The sequence below is a fragment of the Candidatus Spyradosoma sp. SGI.093 genome (assembly GCF_050314555.1).
Taxonomy (GTDB): domain Bacteria; phylum Verrucomicrobiota; class Verrucomicrobiia; order Opitutales; family UBA953; genus Spyradosoma.
Map to the genome: position 1 here is coordinate 441,617 of NZ_JBNPNH010000001.1, position 21,988 is coordinate 463,604.

24 protein-coding genes and 2 tRNA genes are annotated in these 21,988 nt (G+C 63.4%); 11 read left to right on the forward strand and 15 right to left on the reverse strand.

Annotated features, from left to right (window positions below; translation table 11 throughout):
• Window positions 1-11: 11 nt before the first annotated feature.
• From ACQREB_RS01820 to ACQREB_RS01880, 13 genes are all read right to left on the reverse strand, one after another.
• Complete coding sequence (locus tag ACQREB_RS01820; protein WP_427764588.1) at window positions 12-1,895, reverse strand: glycosyltransferase family 9 protein; 1,884 nt, start codon at window positions 1,893-1,895, stop codon at window positions 12-14.
• Window positions 1,892-3,208 (reverse strand): 3-deoxy-D-manno-octulosonic acid transferase, encoded by a 1,317-nt coding sequence (locus ACQREB_RS01825; protein WP_427764591.1) that lies wholly within the window; start codon window positions 3,206-3,208, stop codon window positions 1,892-1,894. Before ACQREB_RS01825 ends, ACQREB_RS01820 begins: the two co-directional genes overlap by 4 nt.
• Before the next feature lie 84 nt (window positions 3,209-3,292).
• Entirely contained in the window at window positions 3,293-4,066 is a 774-nt protein-coding gene (locus ACQREB_RS01830) for an RsmE family RNA methyltransferase (RefSeq protein WP_427764594.1), read from the reverse strand.
• Window positions 4,063-4,779, reverse strand: coding sequence for a DUF502 domain-containing protein (locus ACQREB_RS01835; RefSeq protein ID WP_427764597.1), 717 nt, complete (start codon window positions 4,777-4,779; stop codon window positions 4,063-4,065). Before ACQREB_RS01835 ends, ACQREB_RS01830 begins: the two co-directional genes overlap by 4 nt.
• Window positions 4,780-5,082: 303 nt before the next feature.
• Window positions 5,083-6,804 carry an MAG1210 family protein gene (locus ACQREB_RS01840; RefSeq protein ID WP_427764599.1) on the reverse strand — a complete coding sequence of 574 codons (1,722 nt, stop codon included), beginning with the start codon at window positions 6,802-6,804 and terminating at the stop codon, window positions 5,083-5,085.
• Window positions 6,801-7,463: a LemA family protein gene (locus ACQREB_RS01845; RefSeq protein WP_427764602.1), complete on the reverse strand. Its 663-nt coding sequence runs from the start codon at window positions 7,461-7,463 to the stop codon at window positions 6,801-6,803. The genes ACQREB_RS01840 and ACQREB_RS01845 overlap by 4 nt, the downstream gene beginning before the upstream one ends.
• 193 nt (window positions 7,464-7,656) lie before the next feature.
• A complete protein-coding gene (locus ACQREB_RS01850) occupies window positions 7,657-8,436 on the reverse strand; it encodes a hypothetical protein (RefSeq protein ID WP_427764604.1) in 780 nt (259 codons plus the stop codon).
• Window positions 8,423-9,940 (reverse strand): amino acid adenylation domain-containing protein, encoded by a 1,518-nt coding sequence (locus ACQREB_RS01855; protein WP_427764607.1) that lies wholly within the window; start codon window positions 9,938-9,940, stop codon window positions 8,423-8,425. The genes ACQREB_RS01850 and ACQREB_RS01855 overlap by 14 nt, the downstream gene beginning before the upstream one ends.
• A 22-nt stretch (window positions 9,941-9,962) precedes the next feature.
• Window positions 9,963-10,610, reverse strand: coding sequence for a hypothetical protein (locus tag ACQREB_RS01860; protein ID WP_427764610.1), 648 nt, complete (start codon window positions 10,608-10,610; stop codon window positions 9,963-9,965).
• Between the two features lie 17 nt (window positions 10,611-10,627).
• Window positions 10,628-11,362: an SDR family NAD(P)-dependent oxidoreductase gene (locus ACQREB_RS01865; protein ID WP_427764612.1), complete on the reverse strand. Its 735-nt coding sequence runs from the start codon at window positions 11,360-11,362 to the stop codon at window positions 10,628-10,630.
• Window positions 11,363-11,372: 10 nt separating this feature from the next.
• Window positions 11,373-11,591: an acyl carrier protein gene (locus tag ACQREB_RS01870; protein WP_427764615.1), complete on the reverse strand. Its 219-nt coding sequence runs from the start codon at window positions 11,589-11,591 to the stop codon at window positions 11,373-11,375.
• A 7-nt stretch (window positions 11,592-11,598) separates the two neighbouring features.
• A complete protein-coding gene (locus ACQREB_RS01875) occupies window positions 11,599-12,663 on the reverse strand; it encodes a 3-oxoacyl-ACP synthase III family protein (RefSeq protein ID WP_427764617.1) in 1,065 nt (354 codons plus the stop codon).
• On the reverse strand, window positions 12,660-12,896 hold the full coding sequence (locus tag ACQREB_RS01880; protein ID WP_427764620.1) for an acyl carrier protein: 237 nt from the start codon (window positions 12,894-12,896) through the stop codon (window positions 12,660-12,662). The genes ACQREB_RS01875 and ACQREB_RS01880 overlap by 4 nt, the downstream gene beginning before the upstream one ends.
• Window positions 12,897-13,089: 193 nt before the next feature.
• Here ACQREB_RS01880 and ACQREB_RS01885 point away from each other — a divergent pair, with 193 nt between their 5' ends.
• On the forward strand, window positions 13,090-13,290 hold the full coding sequence (locus ACQREB_RS01885) for a hypothetical protein (RefSeq protein ID WP_427764622.1): 201 nt from the start codon (window positions 13,090-13,092) through the stop codon (window positions 13,288-13,290).
• Between the two features lie 285 nt (window positions 13,291-13,575).
• Here the strand turns inward: ACQREB_RS01885 and ACQREB_RS01890 are convergent.
• A tRNA-Pro gene (locus ACQREB_RS01890) sits at window positions 13,576-13,653 on the reverse strand.
• A 113-nt stretch (window positions 13,654-13,766) separates the two neighbouring features.
• Between ACQREB_RS01890 and pyrC the strand changes: the two genes are divergently transcribed.
• The 7 genes from pyrC to ACQREB_RS01925 all read left to right on the forward strand — a co-directional run bounded on the left by pyrC (window position 13,767) and on the right by ACQREB_RS01925 (window position 18,896).
• Window positions 13,767-14,789, forward strand: coding sequence for a dihydroorotase (gene pyrC, locus ACQREB_RS01895; protein WP_427764623.1), 1,023 nt, complete (start codon window positions 13,767-13,769; stop codon window positions 14,787-14,789).
• 72 nt (window positions 14,790-14,861) lie between these two features.
• On the forward strand, window positions 14,862-15,626 hold the full coding sequence (panB, locus tag ACQREB_RS01900) for a 3-methyl-2-oxobutanoate hydroxymethyltransferase (protein WP_427764625.1): 765 nt from the start codon (window positions 14,862-14,864) through the stop codon (window positions 15,624-15,626).
• 31 nt (window positions 15,627-15,657) lie between these two features.
• Complete coding sequence (locus tag ACQREB_RS01905; protein WP_427764716.1) at window positions 15,658-16,020, forward strand: four helix bundle protein; 363 nt, start codon at window positions 15,658-15,660, stop codon at window positions 16,018-16,020.
• A gap of 44 nt (window positions 16,021-16,064) precedes the next feature.
• Entirely contained in the window at window positions 16,065-17,063 is a 999-nt protein-coding gene (locus tag ACQREB_RS01910; protein WP_427764627.1) for an NAD(P)H-dependent glycerol-3-phosphate dehydrogenase, read from the forward strand.
• 56 nt (window positions 17,064-17,119) lie between these two features.
• A complete protein-coding gene (gene rlmB, locus ACQREB_RS01915) occupies window positions 17,120-17,674 on the forward strand; it encodes a 23S rRNA (guanosine(2251)-2'-O)-methyltransferase RlmB (protein ID WP_427764630.1) in 555 nt (184 codons plus the stop codon).
• A gap of 75 nt (window positions 17,675-17,749) precedes the next feature.
• Entirely contained in the window at window positions 17,750-18,238 is a 489-nt protein-coding gene (locus tag ACQREB_RS01920) for a hypothetical protein (RefSeq protein ID WP_427764632.1), read from the forward strand.
• 82 nt (window positions 18,239-18,320) lie between these two features.
• Window positions 18,321-18,896: a phage holin family protein gene (locus tag ACQREB_RS01925; RefSeq protein WP_427764635.1), complete on the forward strand. Its 576-nt coding sequence runs from the start codon at window positions 18,321-18,323 to the stop codon at window positions 18,894-18,896.
• A 62-nt stretch (window positions 18,897-18,958) separates the two neighbouring features.
• Here the strand turns inward: ACQREB_RS01925 and ACQREB_RS01930 are convergent.
• A tRNA-Lys gene (locus ACQREB_RS01930) sits at window positions 18,959-19,033 on the reverse strand.
• A 166-nt stretch (window positions 19,034-19,199) separates the two neighbouring features.
• Here ACQREB_RS01930 and ACQREB_RS01935 point away from each other — a divergent pair.
• The 3 genes from ACQREB_RS01935 to ACQREB_RS01945 all read left to right on the forward strand — a co-directional run bounded on the left by ACQREB_RS01935 (window position 19,200) and on the right by ACQREB_RS01945 (window position 21,896).
• The gene (locus tag ACQREB_RS01935; RefSeq protein ID WP_427764638.1) at window positions 19,200-19,376 is read left to right on the forward strand and encodes a hypothetical protein; all 177 of its coding nucleotides are present in this window, start codon (window positions 19,200-19,202) and stop codon (window positions 19,374-19,376) included.
• Window positions 19,377-19,382: 6 nt separating this feature from the next.
• Window positions 19,383-20,789, forward strand: coding sequence for a histidine--tRNA ligase (gene hisS / locus ACQREB_RS01940; protein WP_427764641.1), 1,407 nt, complete (start codon window positions 19,383-19,385; stop codon window positions 20,787-20,789).
• 87 nt (window positions 20,790-20,876) lie between these two features.
• Window positions 20,877-21,896 carry a class II fructose-bisphosphate aldolase gene (locus ACQREB_RS01945; RefSeq protein ID WP_427764643.1) on the forward strand — a complete coding sequence of 340 codons (1,020 nt, stop codon included), beginning with the start codon at window positions 20,877-20,879 and terminating at the stop codon, window positions 21,894-21,896.
• The last annotated feature ends 92 nt before the right edge of the window (window positions 21,897-21,988 follow it).

The window sequence follows — 21,988 nt, forward strand, 5'->3', positions numbered from 1 at the left end:
TTCTTCCCGCCTCATCGCAGAAATTCCGCGACGGCGTCGAACGCGCGCGCGGCGGGAACGCCCTCGATGTCCGCTCCGCCGGTCGGCGGGCAGCCCTCGGGCTGGAGAATCTTCACGGGCGCGTCGAAGATTGGACCCGTGCGCACGGGATTCGTCGGCCCGAAGACGCCGACCACGGGAACGCCGAGCATGTTCGCCAGGTGCATGCCGCCGGTGTCGTTCCCGCAGATCACGCGGCAGGACGCGAGCTCGCGCATGTAGGTCGGCAGATCGGTCTTGCCGGCGCGGTCCACGACTTTTTCGTCCTGCCCTTCCGCGACGCGCGCGGTGATGGCGCCGTCCTTCGCCGTGCCGAAGAGGCAGATCTCGACGTCCGGGAACGCTTCGCGGACGAGCGCGATCAGCTCGCGCCAGCGCCCGACGCTCCAGCGTTTTTCCGGAGAATTTTCCGTGCCGCAGATGAGCCCGAGGCGTTTCTTCTTTTCCGCGGCGATCGCGATCGGCGAAGCGTCGAGCGGCGCGAGCAGCCCGCACGACTCGCGCAGCCAGCGTTCCCAGACGCGCGTCTGGTGGACTTTCGTCAGATCCAGATCCGCAGGAACGCGCCACTTCTTCGTGAGCAGCGGGCGCGGATGCCCGGGCCGCACCATGCCGAAGCGACGCGGCGCGCCCATGAGCAGCGCCTCGAGATCGCCGCGCAGCGAGTTCGTGAAAAGCAGGTACTGGTCCGGATACTCCGCGCGCAGCGAGCGGCAGAATTTCCAGTAGCCCTTGCCCTTGGGCGGGAGCGCGACGAGGCGGTCGGCGACGCCGAGCGGCTCCAGCATCGGCAGAAAATGCTTCCGCGCGAGCAGCGTGATTTCCGTGTCCGGACGCGCAGCGCGGATCGCCCGGATCAGCGGGAACGCCATCACGACGTCGCCGAGCCAGTTCGGCAGGCGGATCCACAGGCGTTTGCCGCGCGGCAGTTCCGCGAGCCCGCGCGCCGCGAGCGTCTCCGGCAGAATGCTCTTGCGGTGTTCGAGATTGAAGCCTTCGAGCCCTTTCCAGCGATCGTGCATCCAGAGCCAGTCCGCGCAGAGGTCGTCGCTCTCGGCGAGCTTCGCCTCCAGCCAGCGGTCGAGCGCGACTGTGCAGTCCGCGATCGTGCGCCGCGCGGGCTTCAGCCGCTCGACGACGACGCGCCCCCGCCAGAAGCCTTCGCGGCGGCAGTACACGGCGACCAGCTCGGAGTTCGGCTTGCCCGCCGCGAGCGTTCCCGCCAGCGTGCTCGACGTGACGACGCGGTTGCCGAAAAGCGAGAGCGCGCCGCGGCGCTTGCCCGCGCTCTGGTCGAAGAGCACGCACACGATGCCGTTGCGGTCGAGAAAGGAAATCGCCTGCGTCAACCCCTTTTTGCGCGAAAGCAGACGGAAGCCGAAGCGTTCCCGCGTCGCCTTCACCCAACGCTCGATCGCGGGAGCGTCGAACGGCCGATAAAAGACGCCGCAGTCGCGCCCGCGCACGCTCTCGGAGAAGACGGGAATCATCGTCAGCGCCTCCATCAGCGAAAAATGCGGCACGCCGGCGACGACCGGCACGTTTTCGGCGACGATGGCGTCGACGACGGACGTGTCCATCGAAAAATTGCGCCGGATGCGCGCCTCCGAAAAATGAGGCGACGCCAGCACGAACATGCCCATCTCCACCATGCGGCACGCGCTTTCGCGCGCGATCGCGCGGCGCTCCGCCTCCGTCTTTTCCGGGAAACAGTGGTGCAGGTTGCGCAGCATCAGCGCGCGGCGGGAACGCATCAGCAGAAAGACCGCGTTCCCGAGCAGGCGGGCGAGAAGCGCCGCGACGCGTTCCGGCAGCGCCGCCGTGAAGAAACCGAGCAGACGAATGAGAACGCTCATCGCACTCCCTCCGTGATTTCGCGGATTTTTTCGAGCACGCGCGCGGTCGCGCCCTGGTTGTCGGCGTGCCATTTGCGCTCGCGCTCGGACATGCGCGCGCGCGCCGCGTCGTCCTTGAGCAGGCGGCGCAGCGTCTCCGCCGCTTCGTTCCCGTCGCGCACCTTGATCGCCGCGCCGATGTCCTCGAGCATGCGGCAGACGTCCTTGAAATTGCTCATCTCCGTGCCGTAAACGAGCGGCACGCCCGCGGCGGCGCACTCGATCGGCGTCTGCCCGCCCTTGTTCGGCGGCAGGCTTTTGCCGACGAAGGCGACGGACGCCGCCTGCGTCAGCCGCCGCAGCTCGCCCGTCGTGTCCGCGACGCAGACGTCCGCGTCCGCGGGAACGTCCGCCGGCGCCGTCTTCGAGCGCAGATACCAGCGGAACTCGCTCTTCTCGAGCAGGGCGACGATCTCCGCGCGGCGTTCCGCGTGGCGAGGCACGACGAGCAGCTTCAGCGCGGGATCGTCCGCGCGCGCGCGGCGGAACGCGTCGAGCACGACCTCTTCTTCGCCCGGCCAGGTGGACGAACCGAGCAGCACCGCGCCCGCCTTCCCGGTCGGCGCGCTCGGCGCGAAAAGCTCGCGGTAGAGCGCCGCCTTCTCCGCGTCGGAGAAAGCCCCGCCGCCCGCGGCGTCGAATTTCATGTTGCCCGTCAGCGCGAGCTTCGTCTCGGGAACGCCGAGCGCGCGGAAGCGCTCGAAGTCGTTGCGCGTTCCCGCGCAGACGAAATCGACGAGCCCGAAGACGCGCCGCGCGATGCGTCCCGCCGCGCGGTAGCGCCGGAAGGATCTGTCCGAAAGCCGCGCGTTCACGAGCAGCACGGGAACGCCGCGCGCGCGCGCCTGATGCAGGTGCTCGGGCCAGAGCTCGCCTTCCATCAGCACGACGAGCGTCGGGTCGAAGCGCCGCCACGCCTTCGCCGAAAACGGCCAGAAGTCGATCGGAAAACACGCGTAGGCGGAGACGAGATCCGCGTATTTTTCGCGGATGATCTTGTAGGCGGTGCTCGTCGTCGTCGTCAGCACGACTTCCGTGTCGCCGCGTTCCTTGAGCTTTCGGAGCAGCGGCGCGACGGCCTCCGTCTCGCCGACGGAAACGGCCTGTATCCAAATGCGCTTCACGCCTTCGCGGCGAGGCGGCAGCGCGGGAACGTTCCCGAAACGGTGCGAAAAATCCTTGCCGTAGCCGCCGCGCTTGAGCATGCGTCCGACGAAGTACGGGCTCATCGCCAAAAGAAACGGGAGAATGAAGATGCGGTAAATCCAAATCATGGGAAAGACGAATTTCCCGCAATTTATCGTTCCCGCGCCCTCCGCGCAATGCGAGAATGCGTCCCCGGACCGCGGGCGTTTTTTTCAGCGCGGCGGCGTGTGGCGCGTCCACGTCCCCGAGCGCGCGGCGGCGACGGCGAGCGCGACCGCGACCGCCGTTTCCGTGCGCAGCACGCGCGCGCCCAGATGCGCGAAGACGAAGCCGCGTTCCCGCAGCGCGCGCCGCTCGGCGTCCGTCCAGCCGCGTTCCGAGCCGATCGCGAACGCGCGCGGCGTTCCCGCGGGAAGCGGCGGGAAGGCGACGTCCGCGAGCGAGCTTTCCGCCTCGTACACGTCGAGCGCGAACGCCGCGCCCGCGGGGCTTTCGGCGAAGTCGGCGCAGGCTTCCGCAAGCGACGGGAAGAGCCGCGCGGGCGGCAGAAACGTCGTGCAGGTCTGTTCCGCAGCCTTGCGCAGGAGGGCGCGGAGCTCGTCGTTCCCGTCGCGCCAGAGCGAGCTCCGCGCGTAGGCGGGATCGCCGTTTTCGGTGACGAAAACGCGGATTTCGCGGCAGCCGATTTCGCCCGCGGCGGCGAAAATCTTCTTCATCGTCTGCGGGCGCGAAAGCCCGACGAGCAGACGGATCGGCGGCGAAAAAGCGTCCGCGGGAACGCCGCGTTCCCAGGCGACGGAGAAGGCGAAGCTCCCGTCGGGCTCCGCGGCTTCGACGGTCGCGATCCCGCGCGCGCCGTTTTCCGCGCCGCACCAGAACGTCGAGCCCGCGCGCGCCTTCAGCACGTCGCGGAGATGCGTCGCCGCCGGCGTTCCCGCGGCGAGACGCTGGCGCGGCTCCTCCGTTTCGAGCAGAATCAGATTCATGCGCGCGCCTCGCTTTCGGGCGTCGCGGAAGTTTCCGCGGCGTCGAGCAGATTCGCGGGCACGACGGCGCCGCCGGAGACGACGGTCTTCATCGCCTCGGCGACGGAGACGTCGAGAAAGCGCACGTCTTTCTCGGGCACGAAAATCATGTAGCCGCCGGTCGGATTCGGCGTCGTCGGCACGAAGAGATGGACAAGCTTTTCGCCCGTCATCGCGCAGAGCTTCGTCGGCTTCTCGCGCGTGAGAAACGCGAAGGTCCACGCGCCCGCGCGCGGAAATTCGACGAGCGCGACCTTGCTGAAGGTCTGCTTCTTGCCCGCACCGAAAGTGTCGATGACCTGCTTCACCGCGGCGTAAACGGAGCTCACCATCGGCAGACGGCGGAACACGCCGTCCAGCAGATTGAGAAACCATTTCCCGAAGACGTGGCGCGAAACGTGCCCGATGAGCACGAGAAACGCCGCCACGCAGAGCGCCGAAACCAGCGTCACGCCCGCGTGAAAGAACGGCGCGTCGCGCACGCCCGAAAGGTCGAACGCCTTGAGGACCGCCTCGAAGATGCCCCGCGCCGGCGCGGCGATGAGATTGACGAGCCAGACGATCAGGCACGCCGTGAGCGTCACCGGCAGACAGACGAAAAGCCCCGTGAAGAAAGCCTTGCGGAGCCAGGAGAAAAATCCCGCTTCATCGGGAGCGTTTTCGGAATCGTTCATGCCGGAAATCTTGCCGTTCCGCCGCGTTCCCGCAAGCGATTTCCGCGGGAACGGGCGCGAAAGCGTTTCTGCTCCCGCGGCGGAAAAAAGACTCCGATTCGGAAGGCGGACGCGTATCCTTCTGAAAGCCTTGAAGCATTCGACGGCTCAAATCGGAGTCGCCGAAAATGCTCTGCGGCGAGCACGGAGAGTCAAACAAAAAGCCGCCGGAACGAGGAAATGAATCCATAAATGGAGAACCCGAAAACGAGCCGCACCACACTTCCGACGGCGGGAAGAAGCTCGCGCGGAAAGCGGGAAAAGTCAAGACGCTTCGAGGCAGGAAACGATCGAACGTCGGAAGAGGCTCCCGCGCGAGGCGGCGGCGCGCTCTCCGAAAAACTCCGACGGAGCGCCGCGCTCGCGGAGGCGCATGCCGCTCGTCCGCTGCACGGGAAGATACTCCGTCCAATGCACGGCGACCCGGTGCAGTCTGCCGTCGCCGCCGTACACGTCTTCGTAATCGACGCGCTCCGCCCCGCGGTAGCCGTACGCGGTCACCGCCACTCTGCTTTCGCCGTCCGCGCGCGCGACGACTCTCGTTTTGAGCAGGCTTCGGGTGACGCAGTCCGGATGGCGGAACTCGGCCTCTCCGTAATGATTCGCCAGAGACTCGAGCTCCCAGAAAGACGCCGCCGCGTCCGCGGGAACGCCCTGACGCGCGCCCTCGCGCGGCGGCGTCTGCCGGTAGAGCGGGATCGCGAGAAGCGGCGCCATCGCGAAGTAAACGGCCTTGAAATAACTCTCGTTGAAGCGGACGAAAAAGGAGAACGCCGCGTCGTAATCCCAATTGAAGAAGCGCGAAGGATCGGTGTCGAGCGTCGCCTCGTCGAGATGCTTCGAGAAAAGCACGTTCATCTTCTTCCGCTTGATGAACGTGAAGTCGTCGCCGTAGCCGACGGTCGAGTCCTTCATCAGATTCAGCATCTGCGTCTGCGCCGCGGGAGTGAAGAGCAGACGGAACTCGACTTCGTGATCGCGGTCTTTCGCGTGGAACAGCGTCTCGAACTCGTGGTTGCTCATCAGCGTGAAGTCGGAATCGTCGGTCAGGTCGCGGGAATAGGCCTTCAGCCGGTTCAGGCGCCACCGCTTGCGGACCGAGCTCCAAAATCCCTCGTCCTTTCCGGTCAGACCGGACGGACGGCGTGAAAACGAAAGATTCGGGGCGGCGGCGTTCCCGTACAGGAGAAGCTTGCGCTCGTCGTAAACGGGAATCGGCCTGGTCACGTGCGCGCGCAGCGTCTCGTATCTTCGGACGGAACGCGTTTTCCCGTCGCTTCCGCGCACCGTCTCCGTCCACGAAATCTCCTTTGCGCCCTCGTAGATCTTCTCTCCCCACTTCATCTCGAGGTAATGCCCGAACACGAAGGGATTCCCGCAGACGGCGCCCGACTGCGCGAAGATGACGGACTTGCCGTCGTTGAAGGAATCGTCCCAGTCGAACCGCCCGCGCAGCGACGCCAGCCTCTCCGCCGTGAAATACGGGTCGAACTTCAGCCGGGGCACGGTCGCCTCGATCAGCCCGACGGTGATGTCCCAGGTGTAGAGCCGATTGAGCGGCTCCATCTGCTTCCACGCGATTTCTTTTTTCTCGGCGATCAGCGCCCGGAGCTCGACGACCCTTTTCGACGCCGCGCGGAACCGCGGAATCACGGCGATTCCCAGAATCAGCCCCGCGACGACGCCGGAAACGCACCACGCCTGCGCCCGCCCGGGCTCGCCGTTCGCAGCGACCGCTCCCGCGAGCGACGCCGCCGCGGTCAAAAAACCGACGACCGCCAGACAGCCGTAGCCGGTCTTCCTGTTTTTCGCGGAATCGGCCTCGGTCTGCAGTTTTCCGACTTCCGCCGCGAGCCTGCGGTTCGCCTCGACGTCCACGCGGGAACGCTTCGCAAGCTCCGCGAATTTCTCGCGCGCCAACCGGGCGAACTTCTCGCGAAATTCGTCGCGGTAACGCGCAAGAGGCTCCTGAACGTCTTCGTTCAAAAGAACGTTCCTCTCGCCTGCGCCTTGACCTCGGCGGACGCGGTGAACGGAATGCGCGTCGTGTAGCCCGCGCGAGCCGCGACGATCTGCTTCGTCGGCCAGGAGAAGACGTCGGTGTTCCACTGCATGACGGAATCGTTGTACAGCTGCCGCGCGGCGGTGATTTCCTGCTGAAGACAGCTGTTCTGCCGGATCGCCTCTGCGATCGCGGCGTGCGCCTTGAGGTCGGGATAAGCCTCGACCTGCGGGAAGAGACACCCGAAACAGCCGTCGACGCGCGCCGCGACGGCATTGCGCTCGCCGTCGCCCAGCCTGCCGCCGCGAAGGGCGGCGACGGTCTTCATGACGTCCTTGTCGAGATCGATCGCCTTTTCGAGCAGCTTGGCGAGATTCTGCAGAATCCGCACCCGCTGCTCGAGATAGTTGTCGATGGTCGAAGCGTCCGCCTGGATCTTCTGCTGCAGCTGCCGGAAGTAGTTTTTGGCGCCGATCTTCATGAAGAGAAAAACCAGCCCCGGAAGAATGCCGAGACACCACAGCACGATTTCGAACAGAGTCGAGCCCCACCCGATTCTGACGGGAAGCTGCTTTTCGATCACGTTCACGTCGCGCCCCGCGCCGTTGACGGGACCGGTCATTTCGTCCAATTCGTTAGCCATTTTATTTGCACCTTTCGTGGCGGGAAAAGTACCGCGCGCGCCCCGCGCTGTCAAGAATCCGCGCCCGCCGGAAACGCGTTTTCGGGCCTCGGTTGCAAATACCGGGGCAAGAACGAAGTTTTCGTTCCCGGCGAAAAGCCTGGCATCGTTTCCCGCGAGTCAACGGGCAAAACATCTCCGGACCGATACGCGCTTAATCTCGCGGAAAGGGAAGCCGCAGAAAGGAAAGATCGTTCAGTCCGTCGAATTGCGCGCCATGCGCGAGGTAGCGGGAAATCGCGCGCGCGTTCCCGTCTCGGACCCAAAACTGCAGGGCGGCGCCTTCCTTCGCCGCAAGTCTCATCAAATCGCGGAGCACCTGCGTTCCGCCGCCTGTCGCGAACCAGAAGTTCAGTACGATTTTTCTGCCGACTCGGGAAAACGCCGCGCAGGCTCGGACGTTCCCGTCGGACGCGCGGCGGACGAGCACGCGACGCTCCTCGACGATTTTTCGCCATTCCGTCTTCTCCGGCACATAATCGGTGCGGACGGAAAACGTTTTCAAGAGCTCCTCGTGGATTTTTTCCGAGTCCGTATCCTTCGCGAACTCCGGTTCGTCGTCCGCCTTCTCGACACCGAGCAGAGCCGCCCGCGGAAAGAACATTCGGCGATAACGCGCTATTTCCCTGAAATTCGCGCCTTCGAGCGCGCCGCGGAGCGATTCGGGCGCATCGCCGCGCGCGGGAACGTTCACGACGTATTCGGCGGCGTCAAGCAACGCGAGCGCGCGCATCAAAGCCGAAAAACTCTCCGCGAAAAAGTAGAGACGAAAGTGCGCGTGCTCGCGGGCGCGGAAAAACGTCGCGCCGTCGGACTCCGCGATTTCCCACGTCTCTTCGGGTTCGCGAAAAACGTTATGGCATTCCGGCGCACGGGAGCGCCATTGCGCCAGACGTTCCCGAAGCGCGCCGCAGTCTTCCTTACGCCAGTTCATTTTCCGCGTCGAGAAGCGATGCGAGCGCCTTGCGGTCGATTTTTCCGTTGGCGTTCTGCGGGAGTCTTTCGAGGCGCCGCAGCTCCGTCGGAATCATGTATTTCGGAAGCGATTTTCCGAGCGCGAGCACGAGTTCGCGCGGCGCGATTTCCTCTTGCGCTTCGTAAAAAAGCGTGATGCGCGAGCGCGCGCGGTCGTACACGACGCAGACGTTTTCAAGCGCGGGAACGCGACCGAGCGCCGTCTCGATTTCGCCGAGCTCGATGCGGTACCCGAGATGCTTGATCTGAAAATCGCGTCGTCCTTCGAAGATGATTTCGCCGCGTTCGTTGAGATGCACGACGTCGCCGGTGCGGTAGATCCTTTCCGGGAAATTTTCGTTCTCGGGATTCTGCACGAACACGGCCGCGGTTCGCGCGGGATCGTTCCAATAGCCGAGCGCGAGCGAGGTGCCGCGCACGCAGAGTTCACCCGAAACGCCGGGCTCGCGGACGCGGCGGTTCTGCTCGTCCAAAATCATCACGTCGGAATTGCGGCAGGGGCTGCCGATGGGCAGCGGTTCGTCGTCGCGGAACTCTCGGTCGAGCGTGTAGAACGTGCAGTCCACGCAGATTTCCGTCGGTCCGTAAAGGTTGGAGAACACGGCGTTCGGATAGTGGCGCCGCCAGACGTTCAGCTGCTTCGTCGGCATGACTTCGCCCGCGAAGAGAATACGCTCGAACGGCGGACGTATCTTTTCGAGCACGCCGAGATTGGCGATGTTCACGAGCACGGACGGAACGAAGAAAAACGTGTTCACGCGCTTTTCCGCGAAAAATTCCAGAAGACGAATCGGAAACGAAAAAAGTTCCTCCGGCGTGAGGATGAGCTTCAGCCCCGTCGCGAAGCAAAGATAGACGTCGAGCACGGAATTGTCGAAATGAAGCGGCGCCTGGTTCGCCATGACGTCGCTTTCGCGCACGCCGTAGCACGCGCGCGCCCATTCGATGTAGTCGATGACGGAACGGTGCGCGATCGTCACGCCTTTCGGCGTTCCCGTGGAGCCGGACGTGTTGATGATGTAGGCGGGATCGGTGTCGATGAGCGTTTCGAAATTCGTCGCGGGGGCGGAGGCACAGGCTTCGGAAACGAGCAGAATTTTTTCCGGCGGGCAAATTTCGGCAAGCGCGGGCGCGTGCTTTTCGTCGGTGACGACGAGCTCGGGCTCGATGTTTTCGAGAATCGCGCGAACGCGTTCCCGCGGACTTTTGACGTCGAGCGGCACGTAGACGTTCCCGGAGAAAAGCGTGCCCGCGAGCGCGCAGAGCGCGTCGATTCCTTTCGGCAGGAAAATTCCTATCGGGCGCCGAGAAACCGCGCGGCGGCTAAGAATCGCCCCGGAGACGGACTTCGCCGCCGCGACGAGCTCCGCGAACGTGATCGTTCCCGCGCGGTCTTCGAGCGCGATTTTTTCGGGAACGCGCGCCGCCGTTTCGAGAAGAAATTCAAGAACGTTGATTTTCATTTTTCAGGAAGGAAGAAAATTTTCAGAGAACGCCGCCGACGTCCTGCGCCGGATTGCCGAGGAGAATCCGCCCGTCGCGATGCTTTTTGTAGACGACGCTTCCGGCGGCGACGCGGTTGCCGTTCCCAAGCTTCGACGACGGCAGCATCGACGCGTGCGAACCGAAGAAATTCAGATCGCCGATTTCGGCGTGACCGCAGACGTCGCAATGTCCGGAAAGAACGTTGAAATCGCCGATGCGCGTGTCGTGCGCGACGGTCGTGAGAGAGTTCACGACGTTTCCGATTCCGAACTCCAACGAAACCGTGAGAGAATTCGGGCAGAAAATCGACGCTTCCGTACGCTCGAGAATCTCCTCGCTCACGATTGCACTCGGATCGACGAGATTCATGAAGCGCGCGCCGCGGGTTTTGAAGCGTTCGTAAATCGCCTTGCGCGCGTACGGAAAACCGACGGCAATGATGAATTCGCGTTCGGGACGGATTTCAACCGCGTCTTCGTCTCCGAGAAAAAATTCTCCCAGTCCGTAAGAAAGAATCGAGCTCGCCTCCTTCGCCGCGAATCCGGCAAACGTCGCGGGCGCGCCCATATCGAGAAGTTTTCGGAGCATGAGCCAGCATTCGTAAGCGAATCCGCCCGCGCCGATGATTATGATTTCGGTGTCGTTCATTTTTCGGAAAATTTTCTTCAGATGCAGAATCCGCCGTCGGCGGGAATTTCCGCGCCGGTGACGAAACGCGCGGCTTCGGAAAAAAGGAACGCCGCAAGCCCCGCGACGTCCGCGGGAACTCCGACGCCGAGCGGCTGGGACGCCTCGGCGCGCTCCCGAGCGCCCGCGTCGCGAAATAAGGCTTCCGTCATCGGCGTGAGAATCGCGCCGCACAAAAGCGAGTTCACGCGGACGCGGGGCGCGAGTTCGCGGGCGAGCGACCGCGCGTAGGCGTTGAGCGCTCCTTTGCTCGAAGCGTAGAAGCTTTTCCCGGCGCAGCCGCGCACGGAAGAGACGCTGGAGATGAAAAGCACGTCTTCAAGAGTCTTCCCGTTCACGCGTTTTTTCAAAAGCGCGGAAACGAACGCCATCGCGGAGAAAAGATTGACCGAGAAAAGTTCGCGCGTGCGGGCGTCGTCGTAATTGCGGGCGGTTTCGAAAAAATCCGTTCCCGCGCAGTGGACGAATCCGGAGATTTCTCCTTCTCGGGCGATTTCTTCGGCGAGCCTTTCCCGCATGTCCGAGAAATCCGTCTCCGCCAGGTTCGCGACGAATACCGCGTGCGCCGCCGCGTTCGAAAGGCGTTCCCGCAAGGCTTCGAGCTTCGCGGAGTCGCGTCCGTGCAGAAGCAACGCGTGCGTTTCCGCAAGCCGCTCGGCGATCGCGGAACCGATTCCGGACGTCGCCGCGGAAATCAGAATGCGCTTCGTCATGGAAAAATCGTCAGCGCAGTTTTCCTGAAACCGCGGCGACGAAATCGCCCACGCTTTCGCAGGCGCGGACGTCTTCCGTGCTCAGGAAAACTTTGTATTCGCGTTCGACATACGCGAGAAGCGAGATGACCGCGACGGAATCCCATTCTTCGAAGTCGCGCAGTTTTTCGTTCGCGGAAACGACGTCGACGTCGAGAATTTCCGCAATTTTTTCGTACAGTTTTTCCATAAAGATTTCAGATTTCGATGAGTTTGCAGAAGTCGAGCGGCCCGAGGTCGAGCAGCGCGGCGGAAATCGTGAGACCGACACCGAAGCCGCACAGAAGCGTCCGATGCGTTCCCGCGGAAAGCGGCGCGCGCAAATTGTCCGCGAGCACGGTAGGAATCGTCGCTGAACTCGCGTTCCCGTAGCGCGTCACGATGTCGTTCGGCATTTTTTCGCGCGGCACTCCGAGCGCGTCCGCGAGTTTTTCGAGCATGAACCGGTTCGGCTGGTGGAAGGCGAAGAACTCGACGTCCTCCTTGCGCGTTCCCGCGTGCGCGAGCAGTTCCGCGACCGCGGGCGGAACCTTCTCCTGGACGAAGGAAAATACGCTCGCGCCCTGCATGACTAGGTCGTTCGCCGATCGGATGTTGCCGTCGGGATCTTCGGTTTCGCGCGCGGTTTCGGGCGAGGCGGGCGTGCGGAATCCCCCGGCGGGAATGCGGATCGCGAAGGCGCCCTCTCCGAAAGTCTTGTTGAGGCAGAAAATCGGCGACGCCTCGCGGGAACGTTCGACGATGGAGAGCGCCGCGCCGTCGCCGATGAGCGGATGACTGTTGCGGTCGCGCGGATTGACTTTGCGGCTGAGCACGTCGCCGGTGACGACGGCGATTTTGCGGAACTCCGGGTTTTCCAAAAGCAGAAACGCCTCGAAAAGTCCGTGCAGATAGCCGGCGCAGCCCTGATTCAGATCGAGGCACAGCACGTCTTCCCGAAGACCGACGGCATGCTGAACGATGACGGACGTCTGCGGAATGAAATGATCCGGGGATTGCGTGACGAAGACGAGTGCGTCGATTTCGTCGGCGCGTACGTCCGTGCTTGCGAACAGTTCGCGGAACGCCGCGATCGCCAAATCGGACACGCACGTGCCGCTTGGAGCGACGCGGTGGCAATCGTACCCCATGAGCTCTTTGAGCTTCATGGATTTTCGCAACGGGAAATTGTAGCGCGTCGCGTCGTCGTCGAAACGCCGCGTGTTTGCGGGAACGCAGGCGATTACGCCGGAGAGACGCTTGCCGGAAAACTCGAAAATCATTTCATGCTTCTCCGGACGAGTTCCGCCATGCCCGCGATCGTGTCGAAATTCTCGGGCCTGATGTCCGCACCCGCTATGGAGATGCCGAAAGCCTTGTCGAACGCGGCGGACAGCGTCAAGACGTCGAACGAATCGAGCAGCCCTTCTTCGATGAAATGGGCGTCCGCGGAAACGTCGATGTCCGGACGGTTTTCGGAAATGATCTGCAGAATTTTTTCTTCAATCGAATTCATAGCTAAACCTTGATTGACATTCTGGAATGTAAAAGTGAGGAAACGCAAGTAAATACATTCCGGAAGGTCAATCATGCTCCTTTTGCGGAAACACGGCGGCGCGATTAGACCTTTGGCAATGTCTAAAAGCTCACGAGAGTTTTCCATTTCTGTCCCGCAAGAGGTGCTTGAGGCCTACGCGTCGTGTCAGAACATGAAAAACTTCGCGTCTTTCGCGCGTGAAGCGATCATTCGTAGGCTGAACACGGAGTTCGGATTTTCACTGGACGAAAAAATGGGGAATTTTCGTCAGGGACAACGCGTCGATTTGCTCGGCGAAAAACGCACGGCGAAGTTGCCGGAACTGCGCCGCCAGGCAGCCCGCGCCCGTGCCGGGAAAAAGAAAAAAGACTGACCCGAACATCGTTCATCTTTCAAAGGGCATGATCACGGGATTTTTCGCGGTTGTCATAAAGTTGCTGTCGAAGAAGATTCTGCCGCATTGCGGGATTTTTCGTCCGCGCCGTCATGAATCCCGCATGGACGGCGGGACGGGCGGCGGAAAAAGTTTAGCAAGAATCCTTGCAAGGAAAGGGCATTTTTAGGCATTTTCGGGCGATTTTCGCGGAGAGCGGGAAAACACGAAAAAGCCCGCAATCCCTTTGTTTATGCGGAATTGCGGGCTATTTGAAGGTATAGTTGGTCGGGGCGAGAGGATTTGAACCTCCGACCTCTTCGTCCCGAACGAAGCGCGCTAGCCAGACTGCGCTACGCCCCGACACTCAAAAAGGTAAGAGTGAATAAATCGATTTGTCCGCGGGAACGCAAGCGTTTTTTCAAAAAATTTTCGGTGCTTGCGGGCGCGCGCGGGAACGCCTTTCATGATTCGCCATGCGAATCGAAATCGAACAAGCGCTCGACATGCATCTGCACCTGCGGGACGGCGACATGCGCCGGCTCGTGACGCCGCTTTCCGCCGCGCATTTTTCCGGCGCGGTCGTGATGCCCAACCTCGTGCCGCCCGTCGTCGACGCCGCCGCGATGGCCGCCTACCGCGCGCGCGTTCTGGAAGCCGCCGGCGAGAACGCGGGAACGTTCGCGCCGCTCATGACGCTTTTCTTCAAGAACCAGACGCCCGCCGAGCTCGAAGCCGCGCGGGCGCAGCCGGGCTTTTTCGCGCTGAAGCTTTATCCGGCGGGAGCGACGACGAATTCCGACGGCGGCGTCAGCGATTTCGGCGCCGCGGAGGCGACTTTCCGCGCGATGGAGGAGATGGGCGTTCCGCTGCTCGTCCACGGCGAGAGCCACGGCTTCGTCATGGACCGCGAGGCCGAATTTCTGCCGACCTACCGCCGCCTCGCGCGCGCGTTCCCGCGTCTGAAGATCTGCATGGAGCACGTCACCACGGCGGCGGCGCTTTCGCTGCTCGACGAATTCGAGAACGTCTTCGCGACGGTGACGCTGCAGCACCTGCTCATCACGCTCGACGACGTCGTCGGCGGCATGATGCGTCCGCACCTTTTCTGCAAACCGATCGCGAAGCGTCCCGAAGACCGCGCGGCGCTGCTCGCGGCGGCGCTCGCGGGGCACCCGAAGCTGATGTTCGGGAGCGATTCGGCGCCGCACCCGCTCCACAAGAAGGAATGCTGCGGCTGCGCGGCGGGCGTGTTCACGGCTCCGCTCGCCCTGCCCGCTCTGGCGGCGCTTTTCGCGAAGCACGGCGCGCTCGACCGGCTCGGCGATTTCGTCGGCGGGAACGCGCGCCGCATCTACGGCATCCGCACGCCCGCGAAGAAGGTCGCGCTCGAAGACACGCCGACGCGCGTCCCCGACGCCTACGAGGGCTTCGGTCAGCGCGTCGTGCCGATGTTCGCCGGGGAAACCCTGCCGTGGAGCGCGACGGCCGCCGCCTGATCCGCCGCGGCGTTCAAATTTGTTTTAACAAATCCCGTTTTGGCGCATAATGGAGGCTTTCCGTTTTTCAAGATGAAACGAACGACCAAGACAATTCGGCAGATGAAGGGCTCGGACCAGATCGTCTGCATCACGGCTTACGACGCCGTCACCGCGCGCCTCGCCGACGCCGCGGACACGGACGTCATTCTCATCGGAGATTCCGTCGGGAACGTCGTGCTCGGTTTCGAAAGCACCGTTCCCGTGACGGCGGACATGATGGCGCACCACACGGCGGCGGTCGCGCGCGCCCGCCCGAACGCGCTCGTCGCGACGGACATTCCCTTCGGCGTCGCGCACGGCGATTTTTCCGACCTGCTCAAAATCTGCATGCGTCTCATGCAGAAATGCGGCGCGGAGGCCGTCAAGATCGAGGGCGGCGCGGAAATGGCGCCGACGGTCGCGCGGCTTACGGCGGCGGGCGTTCCCGTGTGGGCGCACATCGGACTGCAGGCGCAGAACGTCTTTCAGGAAGGCGGCTACCGCAAATACGGCAAGACGCCGGAGGAGCGCGCGTCGCTGCTCGCCGCCGCGAAGGCGCACGAAAAGGCGGGCGCGTTCGCGCTGCTGCTCGAAATGATGCCGTCCGACCTCGCCGCGGAGATCACGCGCGCCGTCTCGATTCCGACGATCGGCATCGGCGCGGGCAAGGACTGCGACGGGCAGATTCTCGTCATGCACGACGTTCTCGGCCTCACGCCGCGCCGCCCGTCCTTCGCGAAGCTCTACTGCGACGCGGGCGCGCAGATCGTCTCCGCGCTCCGGGCATACCGCGACGACGTGAAGAAGAGAAATTGATGACTGATAACGGATGACGGATGGTCTGAACATGCGGAAAGACGAGCTGACGAAACGGTTGAGAGATTTTTCGGTCCGGGTCGTGAAGTTCTGTGATTTTTTCTGTATGCGCGAACGTTCCCGCGTGCTCGCCGTTCAGATCCTGCGGAGCGGGACCAGCATCGGCGCCAACATCCGCGAAGCGCAAAACGCTTCGAGCAAGAGAGATTTCATTCAGAAAATGTCCATCGCCTTGAGGGAAGCGAACGAAACTCAGTATTGGCTGGAAATTCTGCACGGCGCGGGGAAACTTTCCGATGCGCATTTCTCGTCGCTTTACGGCGACTGCACCGTACTCGCCAAGATGTTGTCCGCGACCGTCAAGACGGCCAAGAAAAATTTGAACGGGCAATGAACGCCCGAAAATCATCCACTATCCCTCATCCATCATCCGTTACCATGACGATTGCAATTTTAGGCGCGGGAGCCTGGGGCTCCGCGATGGCGATTCACCTCAACCGCTGCGGGCAGCGCGTGACGCTCGTGCCGCGTCGGCTCGAACAGGCGCTCGAAATCGCGGGAACGCGCGAGAACCGCGTCTATCTGCCCGGCGTGCCGTTCCCGCGCGACGTCCAGATCGCGCACGTTCCCGCGCCCGCGCTCGCCGAGTGCGACGCGGTGATCTTCGCCTGCCCGTCGAAGGCGCTCCGCGAGACCGCCGAGCGCGTGAAGGCCGCGATTTCGCCGCGCACGCGCATTCTCATCTCGCTCTGCAAGGGACTCGAGGCGGGAACGCTCCTGCGCCCCGAACAGGTGCTGCGGCAGGTGTTCCCGTCGCTGTCCTGCGGCGTGATTTCCGGCCCGACGAACGCGGCGGAAGTCGCGGCGGGCTTCCCCGTCGCCGTCGTCTTCGCGAGCGACGCCCCCGCCGAGCTCGCGGAAAAGATTCAGAGCGAGTTCAGCGACGCGTCGTTCCGCATCTACCGTTCTTCGGACGTCGTCGGCGTGGAGCTCGGCGGCGCGCTGAAGAACATCTACGCGATCGCGGCGGGCATCTGCGACGGCATGCGGCTCGGCGCAAACGCGCGGGCGTCGCTGCTCACGCGCGCGCTCGCGGAAATGGGCCGCATCGTCGAGGCCGAGGGCGGGAACGTCGAAACCGTGCGCGGGCTCAGCGGCATGGGCGACCTCGTCGCGACGGCGACGGCGGACTGGTCCCGCAACCGCGCCTTCGGGCTCGAAATCGGACGCCGCGGCATCGACGCTGCCCTGCAGAAGATCTCCGCGGGCAAGAGCGTCGTCGAAGGCTACTACGCGACCAAGAATTTTCACGAATACGCGAAGAACGCCGGCGTTCCCGCGCCGATTCTGGAATGCGTCCACGGCATCGTCTTCCGCGGCGTGAAGCCGGCGGACGGCATCACGGCGCTGATGACCCGCGACCTGAAGGCCGAATGAGACGCCCGCGCGGCGCGCGCGCGTTTTCCCGCAATCCTCCTCAAAAAATTTTTCCCATGGCACGAGACAATTCCCACTACAACCGCGACGTCGCGATTCTCAAACACGACGAATCCGAAATTCCCGAACTCGTCGAAGCGGCGGGCGAAAACCCGCTGATTCTCGTTCTCGACGGCATTCAGGATCCGCACAACCTGGGCGCGATTCTGCGCACGGCGGACTGCGCGGGCGTCGATTTCGTCGTCATCACCAAACGCCGGTCCGCTCCCGTGACGGAGACGGTGCGGCGCATCGCCTGCGGCGGCGCGGAAAGCGTGCCGATCGTGCTCGCGAACAATCTGCGCAACGCGCTCGACAAGCTGAAGAACTGCGGCGTGTGGGTCGCGGGAACGTCCGACCACAAGACGAGTCAGTCGCTCTACAACGCGAATCTGAAGGGGCCGCTCGCGATCGTCATGGGCGCGGAGGGCGACGGCATCCGCCACCTCACGGGCGAGACCTGCGATTTTCTCGTGCGCATTCCGATGCTCGGCAGCGTGCCGTGCCTGAACGTTTCCGTGGCGACGGGCGTGTGCCTGTTCGAGGCGCTGCGCCAGCGCGGCGTGCGCTGAAGCGGCGCGGGCGCGCGAACTAGAAAAAAAACGTTCCCGCGGCGACGCTTTTCTTCCCGAAGGAGGAAAAGCCCCATGAAGTCCGCATTTTTCAAAACCGCGCCGCTCGCGCTCTTAACCGCCGCGATTCTCGCCGGCTGTTCCAACAGCCGCTACGCGCGGGAAGTCCCCGGCGCCGACCTGCGAGCCCTCGCCCGCTACGAACTGGACACGACGCTCGGCGAAGAGCGCGTCTCCGGCAGCGCCGAAAGCTCCACGTGGCTGCATTTCATCCCCGATTCGCAGGACACCGCCGACGGCTATTTTTCCGACGTCGGCTCGCTCTTCTCGGGGCTTTCGCCGACGCAGTCGCTGGCGCTGCGCGCGGCGATCGCGGACGCCTGCAGGCGCGCCGGCGCGGATTTCCTGCTGCTCCCGCGCTACGACATGGAAACCTCCTCCGCGTGGTTTTTCTACGAATCCGCGAAATGCACCGTAACGGGCTATCCCGTGAAGATCAGCGGAATCCGCCAGATTCCGGCGCGGGAAGCGGGCGGCGGACAAGGCGGCGCGGGCGGGAAATGACGCGGCCGCGAAACCGCCCGCGCGTTCCCGCCTCGCGCATTTTTTCGCCGACTTGGCACGCAAATCGCTTTAAGCTTCCGACATGAACGAACAGAAAATTCTCCACTTTTTCCGCGACGCGCTCATCATCGCCTTCGGCGTGCTCTTCGCCGCGGTGATTCTCGGGCCGACGCACATCCGCTACGCGAACTTTCTCTCGCTCTTCGTCGTCGCGGTCTTCATCAGTCTGCTCAACGCCTTTCTGCGGCCGATGCTCATTTCGTTCGCGCTGCCGCTGCTGCTGACGACTTTCGGGCTCGGCGCGGCGGGAACGGGGCTCTTCCGCGCGCGTTCGCTGCTCGGCGCGCTCGCGCTCTTCGGCGTCGTCTCGGTCTTCGGGCTCTGGATCGTCAACGCCTGCATCTTTTCGCTCGCGAGCTTCCTCGCCGGCAGCAGCTTCGTCGTCGAAGGCTTCGGCTCGGCGATGCTCGGCTCGGTCTTCACGAGCCTGGCAACGCTCTTCATCTGCGCGTTCTTCGGCATCCGCCGCCGCTCTCTGCTCGGCGACGTCCTGCGCGGCGGCATGCCGCGACGCGACGACGCGGGAACGCCGCCGCCTCCCCCGCCGCCCCGACGCCGCGCCCCGCGGGAACGCGACGACGACGTCATCGACATCTGACGCGCGCGAACCTCCGCCCGCCGGACAAAAAAAGAAACCCGCATTTCTGCGGGTTTCGAAAGTGGTAGCCGGTGCAGGACTCGAACCTGTAACCAATTGATTAAGAGTCAACTGCTCTACCATTGAGCTAACCGGCCGTCTTGTTCAAAAAAGAACGAGGTAAACGATGGCATTTATTTTTCGAATCCGCAAGCATTTTTTCAAAAAAATTTTTCTCCCGCGCGGGAACGCCCGCGGGCAAAGGCTTCGCGGACGAAAAATTTCCTTTGTCATCCGCGGGAAACGCTGTTTGAATCCGTCGGCATGAACACGAAGCCAGAGCCGCAGAACGACGCGCGCGCCCCCGAAACGGAGCCGAAGCGGCGGCGTCTCCGCGTCCGCCCGCCGGCGAACGACACGTTCGCCGCGCTGACGTACACGCTCGCGGCGGCGCTGCTTCTGTGCGAATTCATCGCGCTTTTCTGGTTGGACATTTTTTAAGACGTTATGCAGTTCAGATCACTTCCCGGTTTCCGCGAGTTTTATCCGGAGGATTGCGCCGTGCGCAACTTCATCTTCGCCCGCTGGCGCGAGTCCGCGCGGCGTTTCGGCTTTTCGGAGTGGGACGCTCCCGCGCTCGAGCCGCTCGAGCTCTTCACCGAAAAATCCGGCGAGGAAATCGTCTCCCAGCTCTTCAATTTCGAGGACAAGGGCGGCCGCAAGGTTTCCCTGCGTCCGGAGATGACGCCGTCGCTCGCGCGTCTCGTCGCCGCCCGCGCGGGATCGCTCCGCCGCCCGATCAAGTGGTTCGGCATCGGCGAAAATTACCGCTACGAAAAGCAGCAGCGCGGCCGCCTGCGCGCGTTCTACCAGTACAACGCCGACATTCTCGGCGAGGCCGGATGCGCCGCGGACGCGGAGATCATCGCGCTCTGCGTCGAGTCGCTGCACGCCTTCGGGCTCGGCGACGCGGATTTCTGCATCCGCCTGAGCGACCGCACGCTGTGGTTTCTTTTTCTTGAAAATCTCGGCGTTCCCGACGAGGCGACCGCCGTCAAGGTGCTCGCCGTCGTGGACAAGCTCGAGCGCGTCGCGCACGAGGGGCTGCTCGAAATGATGAGCGCCGCACTCGCGGGAACGCCGCTCGATCCGGCGGGAACGCTGGCGACGATCCGCGAGTTCGTCGCGCTGAAGAGCCTCGACGCGCTCGAAGCGTTCTTCGCGGCGCGCGCGGGAGCGGAAAAGGCGGTCGAACGCCTCGGCGAATGGAAAAAGCTGCTCGGGCTGCTCGACGCGCTCGGCGTCGGCGCGTTCATTCGCGTCGATCTCACGATCGTGCGCGGCCTGGCGTATTACACGGGCTTCGTGTTCGAGGCATTCCAGCTCGTCGGCGAAGGGCGCGCGCTCGCGGGCGGCGGCCGCTACGACAAGCTCGTGAAGAAGCTCGGCGGCCCGGACATGCCCGCCGTCGGCTTCGGCATGGGCGACGTCACGCTGCGCAATCTGCTCGAACAGCAGGCGCTGCTACCGCAGATCGCGGACGCGCCGGATTTTTACGCGATCGTGCTCGGCGACGAAAACCGCGCCGCCGCGCTGAACGACGTCTCGACGCTGCGCGACGCCGGCTTCCGCGTCGAATACGCGTTCAGGGACGGCAAGTTCGGCAAGCTCATCCAGGCGGCGGAACAGGCGGGCGCGCGCTACGCGCTGATCTACGGCGCGAACGAGCTCGCGCTCGGCGTCGTCAAGGTGCGCGACACGCTCGAACGGCGCGAAATCGCGTTCCCGCGCGAAAATCTCGCGGCGACGCTCGGCGGGATTCTCGAACGCGGCCTTCCCGTGCTCGAAGAACCGCGCTGCCGCGGCGACGGCTCCTGCGGGCACTGCACCTGCGGCGGGAAGAAGGACGCGTAAGCCCGTTCCCGCCGCGTTTTGAATTGCGTTCCCGCGCGGGAACGCCTTAAATGGCGGAACATTTTTCACAACAAGAAAGCAAACATCATGCAAGTATCCTACAAAGACCTCGGTTTGGTTAACACGAAGGAACTGTTCAAAAAGGCTCACGAAGGCCACTATGCGATTCCGGCGTTTAACTTCAACAACATGGAACAGATGCAGGCCATCATCCAGGCTTGCGTCGAAACCAAGTCCCCGGTGATCCTTCAGGTCTCCAGCGGCGCGCGCAAGTACGCGAATCAGACGCTTCTCCGCTACATGGCGCAGGGCGCCTGCGAATACGCGAAGGAACTCGGCTTCAACGTTCCCGTCGTCCTTCACCTCGACCACGGCGACTCGTTCGAGCTCTGCAAGTCCTGCGTCGATTACGGCTTCTCCTCCGTCATGATCGACGGTTCGGCGCTTCCGTTCGAAAAGAACATCGAACTCGCGTCCAAGGTCGTCGAATACGCGCACAAGTACGACGTGACGGTCGAAGGCGAGCTCGGCGTTCTCGCGGGCATCGAAGACGAAGTCCAGCACGAGCACTCCAACTACACGGATCCGGAAGACGTCGAAAAGTTCGTCAAGTCCACGGGCGTCGACTCCCTCGCGATTTCCATCGGCACCTCGCACGGCGCCTACAAGTTCAAGCCGGAACAGTGCACGAAGAACGCGGACGGCATCCTCGTTCCGCCGCCGCTGCGCTTCGACATTCTCGAAGAAGTCGAAAAGCGCATTCCGGGCTTCCCGATCGTGCTCCACGGCTCTTCCTCCGTTCCGCAGGAATACGTCAAGATCATCAACGAAAACGGCGGCAAGCTCGTCGCGGCGGTCGGCATTCCGGAAGACCAGCTCCGCAAGGCGGCGTCCCTCGGCGTGGACAAGATCAACATCGACTCCGACGGTCGTCTCGCGATGACGGCGGCGGTCCGCCAGGTCTTCACGCAGAAGCCCGCCGAGTTCGACCCGCGCAAGTACCTCGGTCCCGCGCGCGACGAGCTCAAGAAGCTCTACATGCACAAGATCAACAACGTGCTCGGCTCCGCCGGCAAGGCCGCCTGCGGCTGCTGCTGCAACGCGTAAAAAGCTCCGACGCACCAAAGAAAACGTTCCCGCGGGAGTTCCTCGCGGGAACGTTTTTTTGCGCCTTCGCGGGAACGCGTTTGGGGGCGAAG

Coding starts and splice junctions, on each gene's coding strand:
- ACQREB_RS01920 (WP_427764632.1), top strand. CDS start 17,750: ATGAAGTCCGCATTTTTCAAAACCGCGCCGCTCGCGCTCTTAACCGCC.
- ACQREB_RS01830 (WP_427764594.1), bottom strand. CDS start 4,066: ATGAATCTGATTCTGCTCGAAACGGAGGAGCCGCGCCAGCGTCTCGCC.
- ACQREB_RS01905 (WP_427764716.1), top strand. CDS start 15,658: ATGCGGAAAGACGAGCTGACGAAACGGTTGAGAGATTTTTCGGTCCGG.
- ACQREB_RS01910 (WP_427764627.1), top strand. CDS start 16,065: ATGACGATTGCAATTTTAGGCGCGGGAGCCTGGGGCTCCGCGATGGCG.
- ACQREB_RS01870 (WP_427764615.1), bottom strand. CDS start 11,591: ATGGAAAAACTGTACGAAAAAATTGCGGAAATTCTCGACGTCGACGTC.
- ACQREB_RS01845 (WP_427764602.1), bottom strand. CDS start 7,463: ATGGCTAACGAATTGGACGAAATGACCGGTCCCGTCAACGGCGCGGGG.
- ACQREB_RS01820 (WP_427764588.1), bottom strand. CDS start 1,895: ATGAGCGTTCTCATTCGTCTGCTCGGTTTCTTCACGGCGGCGCTGCCG.
- hisS (WP_427764641.1), top strand. CDS start 19,383: ATGCAGTTCAGATCACTTCCCGGTTTCCGCGAGTTTTATCCGGAGGAT.
- ACQREB_RS01865 (WP_427764612.1), bottom strand. CDS start 11,362: ATGACGAAGCGCATTCTGATTTCCGCGGCGACGTCCGGAATCGGTTCC.
- ACQREB_RS01850 (WP_427764604.1), bottom strand. CDS start 8,436: ATGAACTGGCGTAAGGAAGACTGCGGCGCGCTTCGGGAACGTCTGGCG.
- ACQREB_RS01925 (WP_427764635.1), top strand. CDS start 18,321: ATGAACGAACAGAAAATTCTCCACTTTTTCCGCGACGCGCTCATCATC.
- ACQREB_RS01945 (WP_427764643.1), top strand. CDS start 20,877: ATGCAAGTATCCTACAAAGACCTCGGTTTGGTTAACACGAAGGAACTG.
- ACQREB_RS01825 (WP_427764591.1), bottom strand. CDS start 3,208: ATGATTTGGATTTACCGCATCTTCATTCTCCCGTTTCTTTTGGCGATG.
- ACQREB_RS01885 (WP_427764622.1), top strand. CDS start 13,090: ATGAAAAACTTCGCGTCTTTCGCGCGTGAAGCGATCATTCGTAGGCTG.
- ACQREB_RS01860 (WP_427764610.1), bottom strand. CDS start 10,610: ATGAACGACACCGAAATCATAATCATCGGCGCGGGCGGATTCGCTTAC.
- rlmB (WP_427764630.1), top strand. CDS start 17,120: ATGGCACGAGACAATTCCCACTACAACCGCGACGTCGCGATTCTCAAA.
- ACQREB_RS01880 (WP_427764620.1), bottom strand. CDS start 12,896: ATGAATTCGATTGAAGAAAAAATTCTGCAGATCATTTCCGAAAACCGT.
- ACQREB_RS01855 (WP_427764607.1), bottom strand. CDS start 9,940: ATGAAAATCAACGTTCTTGAATTTCTTCTCGAAACGGCGGCGCGCGTT.
- ACQREB_RS01935 (WP_427764638.1), top strand. CDS start 19,200: ATGAACACGAAGCCAGAGCCGCAGAACGACGCGCGCGCCCCCGAAACG.
- pyrC (WP_427764623.1), top strand. CDS start 13,767: ATGCGAATCGAAATCGAACAAGCGCTCGACATGCATCTGCACCTGCGG.
- ACQREB_RS01875 (WP_427764617.1), bottom strand. CDS start 12,663: ATGATTTTCGAGTTTTCCGGCAAGCGTCTCTCCGGCGTAATCGCCTGC.
- ACQREB_RS01835 (WP_427764597.1), bottom strand. CDS start 4,779: ATGAACGATTCCGAAAACGCTCCCGATGAAGCGGGATTTTTCTCCTGG.
- panB (WP_427764625.1), top strand. CDS start 14,862: ATGAAACGAACGACCAAGACAATTCGGCAGATGAAGGGCTCGGACCAG.